Genomic DNA, 14,573 nt, shown 5'->3' on the forward strand with positions numbered 1-14,573 from the left:
CTTGCCATGACGGTTACCGTCACCCGTACCACCGTCCCCGAACACGGAATTGTCCGCTATGCCTCCATTGGGGGACTGGACCTTGAAGCCGGCGGCTGCCTGCCGGACGTCACGCTGGCCTACGAAACCTGGGGCACCCTTAACGCGGACGCCAGCAATGCAGTCCTGATCGAACACGCCCTGACCGGCAGCACCCACGTGACCCGTGGCGATACCGACGAACCGGGCTGGTGGGAGCAGCTGGCCGGGCCGGGTGCGCCCGTGGACACGGACCGTTTCTTTGTGGTGTCCATCAACATTGTGGGCGGCTGCTACGGGTCCACCGGGCCGTCGTCCCCGGCACCTGACGGGGCCCCCTGGGGATCCCGGTTTCCCCTGGTCACGCTGCGGGACAGCACTGTGGCGGAGGCCCGGCTGGCTGACCAGCTGGGGATCAGGAGCTGGTTTGCGGTGCTCGGCGGTTCCATGGGCGGAGCCCGCGCACTTGAGTGGGCCATCACCTTCCCGGAGCGGGTGCAGCGCTGCGCTGTGATTTCCGTGGGAGCCGCCAGCACGGCGGAGCAGATTGCGTTCGCACAGGCGCAGACCCTGGCGATCCGCCAGGATGCCAATTTCAATGGCGGCGACTACTACGGCGGCCCGTTCCCCGAGGACGGCCTGGCCCTGGCCCGGCGGATCGCGCACATCACCTACCGCTCCGCGGCGGAACTGGAAGGCAGGTTCGGCCGCGAACCGCAGGCTCCGGAGTCGCCCCTGCAGGGTGGTGTCCTGGCCGCCCGCGGACGCTACCAGGTGGAAAGCTACCTGGACCACCAGGGAAACAAACTGGTCCGGCGGTTCGATGCCAACAGCTACATCGCCATCACCGAGGCCCTGATGAGCCACGACATCTGCCGGGGCCGGGGGCCGCTTCCCGAGACCCTGGCGCGGTCGGGTGCGCGCTTCTTTGTGGCAGCCGTGGATTCTGACCGGCTCTACTTCCCGGCCCAGTCCCGGGAACTTGCCGCCGCCCTGCCGGGAGAAGTGGACGTCCACGTCATTGAAGCTCCGATAGGCCATGACGGCTTCCTGACCGAAATAGGCCAGCTGGGCCGCCAGCTCAGGGCGCACCTTTCGGCTTAAGGCTGCCCCTCACAGGCAGGTAAATGTGCATTTATGCAGATAGCCTCTGCATGATTCGCCGTTGAGCTTGGCGTTCAGGCGGACCATACTCGTTGGGACCCGGCGGTTCGTGGCCAAAATCACACGTATCCGCCTCAGACTGTCCCAGTGGTGTCGAAGAAGACGCCGAAGGAGTTCATCAATGAGTACGGAAAAGTCCGCCGCGCGGCGGCCCGAGGAAACCGACGTCAAGTCCTCAGGCCTGAAGAAGGTCGTCACGGCCTCCATGGCCGGCACCGTGGTTGAGTGGTACGAGTTCTTCCTCTACGCCTCCGCCGCCACTCTCGTGTTCGGCAAGCTGTTCTTCCCCAACTCCGGAACCGAGCTGGACGGCATTATCGCAGCCTTCGTCACCTATGCGGTCGGCTTCGTTGCCCGCCCCATCGGCGGCATCGTCTTCGGCCACTTCGGCGACAAGTTCGGCCGCAAGCAGCTGCTGCAGCTGAGCATCATCCTGGTGGGTGTTGCCACCTTCCTCATGGGCTGCCTGCCGACCTTTGCGCAGATTGGCTACTGGGCGCCGGCGCTGCTGGTGTTCCTGCGCTTCGTCCAGGGCTTCGCGGTGGGCGGCGAATGGGGCGGCGCTGTGCTCCTCGTCGCCGAGCACAGCCCGAACAAGTCCCGCGGCTTCTGGTCAAGCTGGCCGCAGTCCGCTGTCCCCATGGGCAACCTGCTCGCCACCGCCGTGCTGTTCACCCTGTCCTCCACCCTCTCCCCGGAAGCCTTCCTCGGCTGGGGCTGGCGCGTAGCCTTCTGGCTCTCCGCAGTGATCGTCATCATCGGCTACTACATCCGTACCAAGGTCCAGGACGCGCCGATCTTCCTGGAGGCCCGCAAGGAAGTCACTGTCGAGAACAAGGGCTACGGTGTTGCCGAAGTCTTCCGCCGGTACCCGCGCGGTGTGTTCACCGCCATGGGCCTGCGCTTTGCGGAGAACATCCTTTACTACCTCGTAGTCACGTTCTCCATCACCTACCTGAAGGTGGTTGTGCAGACGGACACCTCCCGCATCCTGCTCCTCCTGCTGGTGGCACACTTCATCCACTTCTGCGCAGTACCCCTGGTGGGCAAGATGTCCGATTCCCTGGGACGCCGCCCGGTATACATGGCCGGTGCAATCCTCGCCGGAACCTGGGGCTTCTTCGCCTTCCCCATGATGGACACCGGCAATGACATGGTTATCCTGGCGGCCATCACCATCGGCCTGCTGTTCCACGCCCTCATGTACGCCGGCCAGCCGTCCATCATGGCCGAAATGTTCCCCACCCGCATGCGGTACTCGGGCGTTTCCCTCGGCTACCAGGTGACCTCCATCGTGGCCGGCTCGCTGGCGCCCATCATCGCCAGCTCGCTGCTGGGCAGCTTCGGCTCGTCCGTTCCGGTGGCGTTCTACCTCCTGGGCGCCTGCGTGGTGACTGCGATCTCGGTGTTCTTCCTCAAGGAAACCCGCGGCATCTCGCTGCATGACGTTGATGCCGCCGACGCCCAGGGCACCGCCGACCTTCTGGCCGCAGCCAAGAAATAGCCGTCAGGAAAGCAGTCCCCACGGCACAGCATCACGGACACGGCAGCTGCCCGGACCTGCACGCAGCGCAGGGCCGGGCAGCTGCCTGTTGACAACCATAAAGTCAGGAACACCATGCGAGCAGCAGTCCTCTATTCCACAGTCCCTCCCGGCACCAGCTATGCTGAATCGCAGCCGCTGGTGGTCCAGGAGCTCAGCCGTCCCGAACCCCGCGCCGGCGAGCTGGGTGTCACCATCACTTACTCCAGCCTGTGCCACTCAGACCTGTCAGTCGTGGACGGATCCCGCGTCCGGCCGCTTCCCATGGCACTGGGGCACGAGGCCGTAGGGCGGGTGGCGGCGGTGGGTGAGGGCGTCACCGACGTTGCGGTGGGGGACCACGTTGTCCTCGTTTTCGTCCCCAGTTGCGGTTCCTGCCGTGCCTGCCTGGCGGGGCGGCCCGCGCTCTGCCACCGGGCAGCGGAGGTCAACGGCTCCGGGGACCTTCTGCACGGCGAGGCGCTGCTGCGCACGCCTGCGGGGGAGCGGATCAACCACCACCTGGGGGTTTCGGCGTTCGCGGATTACGCGGTGGTGGCCCGCGAATCAGTGGTGGTGATCGACGACGACGTCCCCGACACAGTCGCGGCGATGTTCGGTTGCGCCGTGCTCACCGGAATGGGTGCCGTCCTCAACACGGCCGACATCCGGGAGGGCCAGTCCATCGCCGTTTTCGGTCTCGGTGCCGTGGGGCTTTCGGCCGTTATGGCTGCCGCGCTCGCCGGTGCCTCCGCGGTCATTGCCATTGATCCGAACACGGCCAAGCACGGACTTGCCCTGAAGTGTGGGGCAACCGCGGTGGGGACTCCGGAGGACGCCGGCCGCCTGATCGCGGAAGCCGCCGGTGACGGTGTGGACATCGCGGTCGAGGCCGTGGGCTCGGCAAGGGTGATTGCGTCCTGCCTCGGGCATGTGACAAGGGGCGGCGCCGTGGTTTCCGTCGGCCTGCCGCACCCCACCGCAGAGCTGACGGTGCCTGCGCTGCAGTTTGCCGGCGCGGGCAAGCGGCTGCTGGGCTCCTACATGGGCGACGCCGTCCCGGATCGGGACATTCCCCTCTACCTGGGGTACTGGCGCGAGGGTAGGCTCCCCGTAGAACTGCTGCACACGGACACCAGGCCCCTCGCGGAGATCAACGAAGGCCTTGATGCCCTCGCAGCCGGGCAGGTGGTGAGGCGGCTCTTCCAGGCGTGAAACTGGCCCGCCGGCCACCACCCGGTTTGTCAACAGCGCAGTGTCCCAACAGCAGCTCAGGCGGCCAGCAGATCCTGGCGCTCCGCCACCTCATGCTGGAGCGCGCCGATCACGGCCTGCACCCGGGCGGACCGCAGCGACTCCGGGCGGGCCACGGCCCAGATGGGGACCTGGCGCTGGAACGCTTCGGGGAGTACCGGAACGAACTCCGGGTTGCGCGCCACCATGAAGTTCGGCAGCAGCCCGATCCCGGCGCCCCGGCGGACCGCCTCGACTTGGGCAAAAATGCTCGTCGCTTGGAAGCTGGACTTCGGCATCGGCAGCTGCGAGGACCGGTGCCCCAGTTCGGCCACCTGGAGCGCCGACTCAACGTAAGAGACGAAGCCGTGCTGCCCCACGCCGTCGGGCGTTCCCGGCAGGCCGTGCTCCGCCGCGTAGGCGGGGCTGGCGTAAAGCCGGAGGAAGTAGTTGGTCAGGAAGATGGCCTGGGCGTTGCTCACGTCGGTGCGGCCCACCACCACCTCAAGGTCCACGCCGGAGCGGTTCTGGCTGACCCTGCGCGTGGCGCTCAACATTTCCACGTTCAGCAGTGGATGCCGCTGTTGCAGGCGGACCAGCGCGGGCGTGACGAATTCGGCGCCGAAACCGTCCGAGGTGCTGATGCGCACCATGCCGGAGAGAGCGTCCCGGTCCTGGCTTGTGGCAGCGGCCAGTGAACCCAGTGTTTCCTCGATCCTTTCCGCCGCGGCGACGGCCGAAGCTCCGAGCTCCGTCAGTTCCCACCCATGCGGGCTGCGCTCCAGGGTGCGGCCGCCCAGCTGCCTGTCGAGGGCCAGGATCCGGCGCGAAATGGTGGTGTGCGTCGTGCCCAGCGTTTCGGCGACGGCGTTGAAGCGCCCCAGCCGGGCCACTGTCAGCAGGATCAGCAGGTCGTCCGGACTCGGCAGCTGCGCCATGCCTGCCTCCCATCTATGTGCATCAGTGCACATGCCATCTGTGATTTTTTCCCTTGATTGCACTATAGCGGGGTGTGATGGTGGACACAGACTTTACGGCCGCCGGCCGGAGGCACAGCAAAGGAGCTTAAGCCATGGCAGTAATTGGTTGGATTGGTTTGGGGAACATGGGCGGGTCCATGTCGGCGAACCTGGCAAAGGCAGGGCATGACGTGAGGGGGTTCGACCTCAACCCGGCAGCCCTGGCCGCGGCAAAGGCCGGTGGGGTAAAGCCCGCGGGGAGCATCGCCGAGGCGGTCGCGGGCGCGGACGCCGTGTTCACCATGCTTCCGAAAGGCGAGCACGCCAAGGCTGTCTACCTGGGCGGCGACGGGGTGCTGGCGCACGCCGATACCCGCACCCTCCTCATAGATTCCTCCACCATCGATATCGCAGCCGCGAAGGAACTGCACGACGCCGCCGCTGCCGCCGGCTTCCGCTTCGTCGACGCCCCGGTGTCGGGCGGGATGAGCGGCGCCAAGGCAGGAACGCTGACGTTCATGGTGGGCGGCGAGGCGGATGCCGTGGCCGACGCCAGCCGCTTCATCGAGCCGATGGCCGCCAACATCATCCCCACCGGGGGTGCCACTACGGGACAGGCGGCCAAGATCTGCAACAACCTGATGCTCCTGATCAACCTGGCGTCCACGGCCGAGGGTGCCGTGCTGGCGGACAGGCTGGGCCTGGACAAGAAAGTCTTCTGGGACATCGCCTCGGTTTCCTCCGGAGACAGCTGGGCCCTGCGCACCTGGTACCCCGTACCCGGTGTCGTTCCCACTGCCGCATCCAACAACGGCTTCGCACCCACGTTCACCGCCGAACTGGCGAACAAGGACATCGGACTGGCCATCAGCGCCGCGGAGGACACGGGAACGCCGCTAGAAATCGGCCGGCATGTGCAGCAGCTGTACCAGCGCCTTATCGACGCCGGTGACGCCGGCAAGGACTGCTCCATGATCATCAAGCTTGCCGACGGCTCGCTCGATGCAGCGAAGTAGCTGTTTTCGCGAACCCGCCGTCCACACCACAGCCATCTGAACGCCTTAGAAAGAGACCTCCGTGCACACCATTCCGCATTACATCAACGGCAGCCGCGTCACCGATGCCGAGCGCTTCGGCCCCGTCTTCAATCCCGCCACCGGCGAGCAGGAAAAGCAGGTGGCGCTGGCCTCCGCGGACAGGGTGGAGGAAGCCATCGCCGCGGCCAAAGCCGCGCTGCCGGCCTGGCGGGCCGCGAGCCTTGCCAAGCGGACCAACATCTTTTTCCGTGTCCGCGAAATCCTCAACGAGCGCAAGCCCGAGCTCGCCGCCATCCTGACCAGCGAGCACGGAAAAGTGCTCTCGGATGCCGAAGGGGAGATCTCCCGCGGCCTTGAGAACATCGAGTTCGCCACCGGCCTGTCCCACATGCTCAAGGGAGAACGCTCCGAGCAGGTGTCCAGCGGTGTGGATGTCCACTCCGTCCGGCAGCCTGTGGGCGTGGTGGCCTGCATTACGCCGTTCAACTTTCCGGCCATGGTGCCGCTCTGGATGATCGGCAGCGCCCTGGCATGCGGCAACACGGTGCTTTTGAAACCCAGCGAGAAGGATCCGTCCTCGGCCGTGTTCATCGCGGAGGCCTTCGCGGAGGCGGGCCTGCCTGCCGGCGTGCTGAACGTGGTCCAGGGCGACAAGGAGGCGGTGGACGTCCTGCTCGAGCACCCGGACGTCAAAGCCGTCAGCTTCGTGGGCTCAACGCCCATCGCGCAGTCGATCTACAAGCGCGCAGCGGACCATGGCAAGCGGGTCCAGGCCCTGGGCGGCGCCAAGAACCACATGGTGGTCCTGCCTGACGCTGACCTGGACATGGCGGCGGACGCGGCCATTTCGGCTGCCTACGGCTCCGCGGGTGAGCGCTGCATGGCGGTCAGCGTGCTCGTCGCCGTCGGCAATATCGCCGACGACCTCGTCGGGGCCATCAAAACCCGGATGGCCACCCTGAAGATCGGTCCGGGCACCGATCCTGCTTCGCAGATGGGCCCGCTGATCACTGCAGAACACCGCGACAAAGTGGCGTCCTATGTGGCGGGCGCGGAAAACGAGGGCGCCACGGTGGTTGTTGACGGGCGCTCGCAGCAGTTCGATTCAAACGGGTTCTTCATCGGCGTCAGCCTGGTGGACCACGTGAAGCCGGGAATGAAGGTGTACGACGACGAAATCTTCGGCCCCGTCCTGTCCGTGGTCCGCGTGGACACGTACAGTGACGCAGTCCGCCTGGTCAACGACAACGAGTTCGGCAACGGGGTTGCCATCTTCACCCGCGACGGCGGCGCCGCGCGGCAATTCGAGTTCGACGTCGAGGCGGGCATGGTGGGCGTCAACGTTCCCATCCCGGTGCCGGTGGGCACTTTTTCCTTCGGCGGCTGGAAGAACTCGCTGTTCGGGGACACGCACATGTACGGGCCGGAGAGCATCCGGTTCTACACGCGCGGCAAGGTAGTGACCACCCGGTGGCCGGACCCGGCGACCTCAGTCATCGACCTGGGCTTCCCCCAGGTGGACTAAGCCAGCAGGTCGACTGAAGAGACGGACGCCCGCTGTGCCCTAGCCGTCCATGATCTCGCTGCGGCGGGCCATGTACTCCTCAACGGACAGTTCACCGTTGCTGTACTGCTGGTCCAGTTCCGCGAGCTTGCGCGCCCGGAACCCCTGCGGGGCCGACGGCGGCGGGGGAGTGGCGGGGGCAGCGGGCTGCTGCGGGGCTTCTTCGCGCTGGTTCTGCCCGTACGGCTGCTGCCCGTAAGGCTGCTGCCCGTACGGCGGAAACTGCTGGTCCGCGGGCGGGACCGGCGGGATGGGCTGGATCGGGGGCAAAGGCTGGCTGGGCGGGAGCGGCGCCGGCTGCCCGATCTGGCGGAAGCCTCCCGCGAGGTAGTCCTGCTGGGTGAAGCCGTCCCGGGGCTGCTTGCTCTGCGGGCCGCTGGAACCGGGGAACTGCCCGGAACCCGGGAACTGGTCCGGATACCGTCCCGAGAAGGTTTGCTGCTGGTCCCGGCGGGCCACAGACTTCCGGTACATCCGCATGGCCATCGGAATCACGAATGACAGGATGATGATCCAGAAAAACAGGTTGCTCACGGTGCTAAGCCTCTCGTGTGTGTCCCTCCAGCTTAACCCCGGCGCGTTAATACCGGGCTTAGTTCCGGATGCCGGCTGCCGACCCCAGCGGACCCTCGCCTGATCCCAGCGGAACGCCCGGACCAAAGACGGGACCCGGCGTCGGCCGTTTTGCCGTAATGCCGTCACCGGACGACTGGTTGCGCAGCCGGCGCAGCACCCACGGCACAAAGTACTGGCGGGCCCACACCAGATCGCCGGAACGGGCCTCCCGCCAGCTCCGGGGCGGGAACGGCTTGGGCTGGAGGGGCTGCAGGGTGTGCTCCACATTCAGCGAATCCAGCACCATGGCGGCAATGGTGTGGTGGCCCAGGGGCGAGAAGTGAAGCCGGTCCTCGTCCCACATTTGGGGATCGCTGAGCTGGCGGAGCGACCACATGTCCGCAATGACGGCGTCGTGCCGGGCGGCGACAGTCCGCAGGTTCTCGTTGTAGATGGCAACCTTGCTGCGGATCCTGCCGAGCACGGACGTGCCGGTGTCCGGGCCGTTGAACAGCACCACCGTGGCGCCGCCCATCGTAAGGATCTGAACCACGGAATCGAGCTTTGCGGCGAGGACGTCGGGATCCCCGCCCCGCCGCAGCAGGTCGTTTCCGCCCGCGGACAGGGTGACCAGGTCCGGCTTCAGCGCAAGGCACGGGGCGAGCTGCTGGTCCACGATCTGCTGCAGCAGCCGCCCGCGGACGGCGAGGTTGGCATAGGCGAAGTCCGGCTGGGTGCGGCCCAGTTCCTCGGCAACGCGGTCCGCCCAGCCGCGGAACCCGCCCGGGCTTGAGGGCTCGGGGTCCCCGATGCCTTCGGTAAAGGAGTCACCCATGGCCACATACCGGCTCCAAGGGTGGGAGCCGGCGGTCATGGATGGGGTCTCGATGGCGCTTGTGTCACTCACGGTCCTATCCTGCCTTTCGCTTCCCTGGCTACGCCAACGTAGGTAGTTACCTGTGGGTAACTGGTATGAATGGAAACCATGACTGACGCCGAAGTATTTCCTGCCCCTGTTGTCCTGTGGTCCCATCCGGAGGACCAGCGTGATGGCAAGCCCTTGCTGGTGCTCCTGCACGGCTACGGCGCGAACGAACAGGACCTGCTGAGCCTGGCCGACATGCTGCCCGGCGGCTTTGCCGTCGCGTCCGTCCGCGCCCCCATCGCCATGGGCCCGGGCTTCACCTGGTTCCCGCTCACGGCGTCCATCGACTACTCGCTGGACCGCGTCAAGGAAGCATCGGCCTACGTGCTCGAGTGGATCGACGCCATCCGGGTGGGACACCCGTCGGTTACCCTTCTTGGCTTCTCGATGGGCATGGCTATGGCCACCACCCTGCTGCGGCAGCGGCCCACCGACTTCGCCGCCGTCGTCGGACTCTCAGGCTTCGTGGTGGACGCCGGCGACGATCCCAGCTTCCGGGACAGCGAGCTGGACGGCACCGTGCCCATGTTCTGGGGCCGCGACCAGCAGGACCCCGTGATCACCCCGGACAAGATCGACTTCACCATGGCCTGGGTCCGCAAGCACGTCAAGCTCACCAAGGTCCTCTACACGGGCATGTGGCACGGGATCAACCAGCAGGAGATCGGGCACGTGGGCGAGTTCCTCACGCATGAGGTTCTCAAGAAATAGAACGTACGACGGCGGGCGGCGGCTTCAGCGGCCCGGCCGGCGCCGGAGGCCTGCCTGCCCTGTCTGCCTGCCTGCCCTGCCTGTCTTCCTGCCCTGCGGGGGCGGTCAGGCCTCCGGCGCGACGACCTTCACGGTCTGGCCGTTCACCGTGACGGTGTCGCCATTGTGCAGCTGCCGGCCGCGGCGGTCGTCGATCTCCCCGTTGACCTTGACGAGACCGTTCTTGATGAGCTCCGCCGCCTCCACTCCGTCCTCCACCAGGTTGGCGAGCTTCAACAGCTGGCCCAGGCGGATCATGCTGTCGCGGATGGTGATCTCTTCAACATTGCTCATACAAGCAATGATGCCTGACGTAGGGTTGATTCAATGACTTCCAGCCCCCGCCTGCCGCTGCTCGCAGGCCTTCCACTCGCGGTGGGCGCGGGCCTCGCCATTCCTGTCCAGGGCCGGATTAACGGCGCCCTCGGCACCCGTCTCAATGACGGCATCGCCGCAGCGGTGGTGAGCTTCAGCACAGGGCTGGTGGTGATGATCCTGATCTCGCTGCTCCTGCCGCGCGGCCGGGCCGGCCTTGCGCGGATCCTGCCCGCGGTCCGCAGCCGGGCGTTTCCACGCATCTATGTACTGGCCGGCGGCATCGGTGCGCTGTTCGTCTTCGCCCAGTCCTTCACGGTTGGCATCCTCGGCGTCGCCCTCTTCACCGTGGCAACTGTCACCGGCCAGACCGTCAGCGGCCTGCTGGTGGACAAGCTCGGTATTGGACCGGCCGGCCGGAAGTCGGTTACTGCCATCCGGGTCATCGGGTGCCTCCTGACCATCGCCGCCGTTGCCTGGGCTGTGTCACCCCGGTTCGCCGCGGCTGGCGGCACTCCGGGAATGGCGGCCGACGGCGGGGCAGGACCAGGCGGCCCCGCGGCCCTCCTGGTTCCACTCCTCCTGCCGGTGGCGGCAGGGTTCCTGATGAGCTTCCAGCAGGCCATGAACGGGACGGCCACAGTCCACTACGGCACGCCCATCGCGGCCACCCTGGTCAACTTCATTGCGGGCTCCGTAGTGCTGTGGACGGCCTACGCGGTCAAAGTTTCCGTGGCCGGGCCGGGGAACCCGCTGCCCGCCGAGTGGTGGTACTACCTTGGCGGCCCCATGGGATGCGTGTTCATCGGCCTTGGCGCGCTGCTGGTCCGGAGCCTGGGCGTGCTGGTCACCGGGCTGGGCATGATCGCCGGGCAGCTGCTGGGCTCGCTCGCCCTCGACGTGGTGCTGCCGGCTCCGGGAACAATTGTGGCTCCGGCCACGGTCCTGGGCACCATCCTTACCCTCGCCGCCATCATCCTGGCCACCCTGCCCTGGCCCCGGGGCGCCCTGCGCAGATAACGCCTGCGCAGATAACGCCTGCGCAGATAACGTCCGGGCAGGTAGCGGCCGGTAGGCTGGTACACGCAGCTTTTTCGCACTTTCCTTCACCCGCCCCGCCCTGCAGCCAGAGGTATCCCGCCGCTGGCTTCGCCGGGGCCAGAAACCGCGGACCGCACCCAGCGGCCCTGTAGAAATTGGAGTTACCCCCATGGCAGCAAAATCCGTACTCGACCAGGTCATCTCCCTCTCCAAGCGCAGGGGATTCGTGTTCCAGGCCGGTGAGATTTACGGAGGTTCGCGCTCTGCCTGGGACTACGGGCCCCTCGGCGCAGAACTGAAGGAAAACATCAAGCGCCAGTGGTGGCAGTCCATGGTCCGCGGCCGCGAGGACGTGGTGGGCCTGGATTCCTCCGTGATCCTGCCCCGCCAGGTCTGGGAAGCCTCCGGCCACGTTGAGGTCTTCTCCGATCCGCTGGTGGAGTGCCTCTCCTGCCACAAGCGCTACCGCGCGGACCACCTCGAGGAAGAGTACGAGGAAAAGAAGGGCCGCCCCGCCGAGAACGGCCTCAAGGACATCGCCTGCGCCAACTGCGGCACCCGCGGCGAATGGACCGAGCCGCAGGAGTTCTCCGGCCTGCTCAAGACCTACCTGGGCCCCGTTGCCAGCGAAGAGGGCCTGCACTACCTGCGTCCCGAAACGGCACAGGGCATCTTCGTGAACTTCAACAACGTGCTCACCACCTCCCGGAAGAAGCCGCCGTTCGGCATCGGCCAGATCGGCAAGTCCTTCCGCAACGAGATCACCCCGGGCAACTTCATCTTCCGCACCCGCGAGTTCGAGCAGATGGAAATGGAGTTCTTCGTGGAGCCCGGCACGGATGAAGAATGGCACCAGTACTGGATGAAGGAGCGCATGGCCTGGTACACCGGCCTGGGCATCCGGGAAGAAAACCTGCGCTTCTTCGAGCACCCGCAGGAAAAGCTGAGCCACTACTCCAAGGGCACCACGGACATCGAGTACCGCTTCGGCTTCCAGGGCTCCGAATGGGGCGAGCTGGAGGGCATCGCCAACCGCACCGACTTTGACCTCTCCACCCACGCCAAGGCCTCCGGCACGGACCTGAGCTACTTCAACCAGGCCACCAACGAGCGCTACACCCCGTACGTGATCGAGCCCGCCGCGGGCCTGACCCGTTCCTTCATGGCGTTCCTGGTGGACGCCTACACCGAGGACGAGGCTCCCAACGCCAAGGGCGGCGTGGACGTCCGCACCGTCCTGAAGCTGGATCCGCGCCTGGCGCCGGTCAAGGCCGCCGTCCTGCCGCTGAGCCGCAACGAGGACCTCTCCCCGAAGGCCAAGGACCTCGGCGCCCAGCTGCGCAAGAACTGGAACATCGACTTCGATGATGCCGGCGCCATTGGCCGCCGTTACCGCCGCCAGGACGAAATCGGCACCCCGTTCTGCATCACCGTGGACTTCGACACCCTCGAGGACCAGGCCGTGACCATCCGCGAGCGGGACACCATGAGCCAGGAACGCGTCTCCCTGGACAAGGTGGAAGGCTACCTGGCCGCACGCCTGATCGGCGCCTGACCATGGCCATCGAATACCGCGAATGGCGGGAAGGGGACGACCTGGCGCTGCTGGAAATCTGGGGCGACCCGGAAACCCACCAGGCCCGCCAGTTCCGTGGCGCGCTGGCTCTTTCCTCCGCCGGGACCAACGGCACGCCGTGGCGGCGCTGCATCGTGGCCGAGGACGTGATCGACGGCGTCGGGATTCCGGTTGCCGCCGGCGTCGTCTACGAAGCTTCCCTGCATCCCGAACGGCTCTGGGCCTACATCGAGGTGGCGCGGGACCACCGGCGCGCCGGCATCGGTGCCACGCTCCTGGCGATGCTGCGCCGCGAAGCTGAACACTCGCCGTCGGGCGTTACCAGGCTCCGCGCCAAAGTGGAGCCGGGCACCCCGGGTGCCGCCTTCGTAGAGGCCTTCGAGCTGGAACCCATCCAGCGCTCCCGGCTGGTGGTCATCGAACCGGGAGCCCTGCGGCTGCCGGTGTTCCCGGCCAAGGACGACGGCGGGGGGCCGGCCAACGACGAGAACGCGGGCTCCGACGTCGTAATGGACCTGGCCACGGGCTCCGTGGAACTGACCGACGTTGTGGGCAGGTACTACACCTCCATCCACGGCTGGGACTCGCCGGGCGTACTGTCAATGGGCCAGGTGCAGAAGCTCTTCCTGGACGACCTCACCGGCGCCCACGGCGCAATCGTGCTGCGGGCCCAGCCTGAGTCGGCTTTCGGGGCAGGCGTTGCACCCAGCAAGAAGGGCCGGATCCGGGCCTTCGCCGTGAGCTACGCGGCGCCGGCCAATCCGGATGGGGCACCTGGCCAGGAGGATACCGGGGCGGAAACGCCCACGGACGTCTTCGTCGGCCACGAGACCGCGCTGGCCCCGGACGACGCCGCGGAAGCCGTGCGCGACATGCTCGCGCTGATCGCGTACCAGCACCCGGTCATGCTGGAACTGGACGACTCCATGACCGCCCTCCGCGCCGCCGTCGAACCCCTGCTCGAGAACGGCAAGGCGCGGCTGGCAGGAGCAGAAACCCTGGTGGTCTCGGACTAGGCGCCGCTACCCAACCAGGTGGCAGCAGGTGTCGTTGTGGAGCCCCATTTCGACATCTGCTGCTGCCTAGTTTGGGCGGGGATCACGACGGCGGCCCCTGGCGGCGTCCTCCGCGTCGAGTACCTGCCGCTCGGGTTCGGTCGGTGCGCCGCCACCCAGGTGGGCGGGCATCCACCATGCGCCCGGCTCCGGCTGCAGCGGAAAGTCCACAATGCACTTCCCAATCCCGTCCTGGAGGCGGGCACGGAGTTCCTTAGTACCGGCCTCAACATCGTCGCCCGGCGCGAAGGCCAGCGGCTCACCCACATGGATCCGAACCGGGGCCCGCCATGTCCTTCCGGCCGAAAAACCGTGACCGCGGGTAAGGATCCGGTGGGCGCCCCAGACGGCGACAGGGATGACCGGAACCCCGGCTTCGGCCGCCATCCGGACCGCGCCGGTCCTGCACTCGCGCACGGTGAAGCTGCGGCTCACGCCTGCCTCCGGGAACACGCCAACATACTCCCCGGCGCGCAGCTTTGCCACCGCCGCATCGTAGGCGTCCGAACGTCCGCTGTACCCCACCACCACGTGGCCGGCAGCGCTGATGGCCGGTCCGGCAAGCCAGTGATCGGCCGCGCCCTGATGGACCAGGAACCGCAGCTCCGCGCGCAAGTGCTTCCACAGGAGGAGCTCGGCGACGGCAAAATCGACGTAGCCAAAGTGCGTGATGGCAAAAACGGCGCCGCTGCCCGGAACCACAGCCCTTGAGGTGCCGGTCCGCGGCCCCGGAGGCGGCAGGTGTTGCGTCCCGCTGCTGATGATCCGGGTCCGGAAGATCCGGCGAAGCAGGAGTCCACAGCGGACAATCACACGGTAGAAGGGGTCATTGGGTGCGGGCCGCCATGCCATGGAAAGT

At 66.9% G+C, this 14,573-nt stretch carries 14 protein-coding genes; 9 read left to right on the forward strand and 5 right to left on the reverse strand.

All coding sequences use genetic code 11. The features are described from left to right. Window positions 1-6: 6 nt before the first annotated feature. From metX to IEX43_RS04725, 3 genes are all read left to right on the forward strand, one after another. On the forward strand, window positions 7-1,122 hold the full coding sequence (gene metX / locus IEX43_RS04715) for a homoserine O-acetyltransferase MetX (RefSeq protein ID WP_188809299.1): 1,116 nt from the start codon (window positions 7-9) through the stop codon (window positions 1,120-1,122). A gap of 181 nt (window positions 1,123-1,303) precedes the next feature. Continuing rightward, the gene (locus IEX43_RS04720; protein ID WP_174179573.1) at window positions 1,304-2,686 is read left to right on the forward strand and encodes an MFS transporter; all 1,383 of its coding nucleotides are present in this window, start codon (window positions 1,304-1,306) and stop codon (window positions 2,684-2,686) included. Between the two features lie 114 nt (window positions 2,687-2,800). Next, on the forward strand, window positions 2,801-3,919 hold the full coding sequence (locus IEX43_RS04725; protein WP_188809300.1) for an alcohol dehydrogenase catalytic domain-containing protein: 1,119 nt from the start codon (window positions 2,801-2,803) through the stop codon (window positions 3,917-3,919). A 56-nt stretch (window positions 3,920-3,975) separates the two neighbouring features. Here IEX43_RS04725 and IEX43_RS04730 read toward each other — a convergent pair whose 3' ends face one another. After that, complete coding sequence (locus tag IEX43_RS04730; RefSeq protein ID WP_188809301.1) at window positions 3,976-4,875, reverse strand: LysR family transcriptional regulator; 900 nt, start codon at window positions 4,873-4,875, stop codon at window positions 3,976-3,978. A 134-nt stretch (window positions 4,876-5,009) separates the two neighbouring features. Between IEX43_RS04730 and mmsB the strand changes: the two genes are divergently transcribed. Both mmsB and IEX43_RS04740 read left to right on the forward strand, forming a co-directional pair. Beyond that, a complete protein-coding gene (gene mmsB, locus IEX43_RS04735; RefSeq protein ID WP_188809302.1) occupies window positions 5,010-5,912 on the forward strand; it encodes a 3-hydroxyisobutyrate dehydrogenase in 903 nt (300 codons plus the stop codon). A gap of 61 nt (window positions 5,913-5,973) precedes the next feature. Beyond that, window positions 5,974-7,458: a CoA-acylating methylmalonate-semialdehyde dehydrogenase gene (locus IEX43_RS04740; protein WP_188809303.1), complete on the forward strand. Its 1,485-nt coding sequence runs from the start codon at window positions 5,974-5,976 to the stop codon at window positions 7,456-7,458. Window positions 7,459-7,497: 39 nt separating this feature from the next. Here IEX43_RS04740 and IEX43_RS04745 read toward each other — a convergent pair whose 3' ends face one another. Together IEX43_RS04745 and IEX43_RS04750 are read right to left on the reverse strand one after the other, a co-directional pair. Then, entirely contained in the window at window positions 7,498-8,031 is a 534-nt protein-coding gene (locus IEX43_RS04745) for an SHOCT domain-containing protein (protein WP_188809304.1), read from the reverse strand. A 58-nt stretch (window positions 8,032-8,089) separates the two neighbouring features. Further along, the gene (locus IEX43_RS04750; RefSeq protein WP_377102432.1) at window positions 8,090-8,959 is read right to left on the reverse strand and encodes an SGNH/GDSL hydrolase family protein; all 870 of its coding nucleotides are present in this window, start codon (window positions 8,957-8,959) and stop codon (window positions 8,090-8,092) included. Window positions 8,960-9,037: 78 nt separating this feature from the next. Between IEX43_RS04750 and IEX43_RS04755 the strand changes: the two genes are divergently transcribed. Next, window positions 9,038-9,688 carry an alpha/beta hydrolase gene (locus tag IEX43_RS04755; RefSeq protein ID WP_104185258.1) on the forward strand — a complete coding sequence of 217 codons (651 nt, stop codon included), beginning with the start codon at window positions 9,038-9,040 and terminating at the stop codon, window positions 9,686-9,688. A 105-nt stretch (window positions 9,689-9,793) separates the two neighbouring features. Here IEX43_RS04755 and IEX43_RS04760 read toward each other — a convergent pair whose 3' ends face one another. Then, on the reverse strand, window positions 9,794-10,021 hold the full coding sequence (locus IEX43_RS04760) for an RNA-binding S4 domain-containing protein (RefSeq protein ID WP_174178903.1): 228 nt from the start codon (window positions 10,019-10,021) through the stop codon (window positions 9,794-9,796). Between the two features lie 33 nt (window positions 10,022-10,054). Between IEX43_RS04760 and IEX43_RS04765 the strand changes: the two genes are divergently transcribed. The 3 genes from IEX43_RS04765 to IEX43_RS04775 all read left to right on the forward strand — a co-directional run bounded on the left by IEX43_RS04765 (window position 10,055) and on the right by IEX43_RS04775 (window position 13,675). Continuing rightward, window positions 10,055-11,062: a DMT family transporter gene (locus IEX43_RS04765; RefSeq protein WP_188809305.1), complete on the forward strand. Its 1,008-nt coding sequence runs from the start codon at window positions 10,055-10,057 to the stop codon at window positions 11,060-11,062. Window positions 11,063-11,252: 190 nt separating this feature from the next. Next, window positions 11,253-12,638 carry a glycine--tRNA ligase gene (locus IEX43_RS04770; protein ID WP_104185255.1) on the forward strand — a complete coding sequence of 462 codons (1,386 nt, stop codon included), beginning with the start codon at window positions 11,253-11,255 and terminating at the stop codon, window positions 12,636-12,638. 2 nt (window positions 12,639-12,640) lie between these two features. Next, entirely contained in the window at window positions 12,641-13,675 is a 1,035-nt protein-coding gene (locus IEX43_RS04775; protein ID WP_188809306.1) for a GNAT family N-acetyltransferase, read from the forward strand. A 66-nt stretch (window positions 13,676-13,741) separates the two neighbouring features. Here the strand turns inward: IEX43_RS04775 and IEX43_RS04780 are convergent, their stop codons facing one another. Further along, window positions 13,742-14,566, reverse strand: coding sequence for a lysophospholipid acyltransferase family protein (locus IEX43_RS04780; protein ID WP_188809307.1), 825 nt, complete (start codon window positions 14,564-14,566; stop codon window positions 13,742-13,744). Window positions 14,567-14,573: the final 7 nt, after the last annotated feature.

The sequence above is a fragment of the Pseudarthrobacter polychromogenes genome, from assembly GCF_014644495.1.
In the GTDB taxonomy this organism is placed as follows: Bacteria; Actinomycetota; Actinomycetes; order Actinomycetales; family Micrococcaceae; genus Arthrobacter; species Arthrobacter polychromogenes.

Coding starts and splice junctions, on each gene's coding strand:
- metX (WP_188809299.1), top strand. CDS start 7: ATGACGGTTACCGTCACCCGTACCACCGTCCCCGAACACGGAATTGTC.
- IEX43_RS04720 (WP_174179573.1), top strand. CDS start 1,304: ATGAGTACGGAAAAGTCCGCCGCGCGGCGGCCCGAGGAAACCGACGTC.
- IEX43_RS04725 (WP_188809300.1), top strand. CDS start 2,801: ATGCGAGCAGCAGTCCTCTATTCCACAGTCCCTCCCGGCACCAGCTAT.
- IEX43_RS04730 (WP_188809301.1), bottom strand. CDS start 4,875: ATGGCGCAGCTGCCGAGTCCGGACGACCTGCTGATCCTGCTGACAGTG.
- mmsB (WP_188809302.1), top strand. CDS start 5,010: ATGGCAGTAATTGGTTGGATTGGTTTGGGGAACATGGGCGGGTCCATG.
- IEX43_RS04755 (WP_104185258.1), top strand. CDS start 9,038: ATGACTGACGCCGAAGTATTTCCTGCCCCTGTTGTCCTGTGGTCCCAT.
- IEX43_RS04760 (WP_174178903.1), bottom strand. CDS start 10,021: ATGAGCAATGTTGAAGAGATCACCATCCGCGACAGCATGATCCGCCTG.
- IEX43_RS04765 (WP_188809305.1), top strand. CDS start 10,055: ATGACTTCCAGCCCCCGCCTGCCGCTGCTCGCAGGCCTTCCACTCGCG.
- IEX43_RS04770 (WP_104185255.1), top strand. CDS start 11,253: ATGGCAGCAAAATCCGTACTCGACCAGGTCATCTCCCTCTCCAAGCGC.
- IEX43_RS04775 (WP_188809306.1), top strand. CDS start 12,641: ATGGCCATCGAATACCGCGAATGGCGGGAAGGGGACGACCTGGCGCTG.
- IEX43_RS04780 (WP_188809307.1), bottom strand. CDS start 14,566: ATGGCATGGCGGCCCGCACCCAATGACCCCTTCTACCGTGTGATTGTC.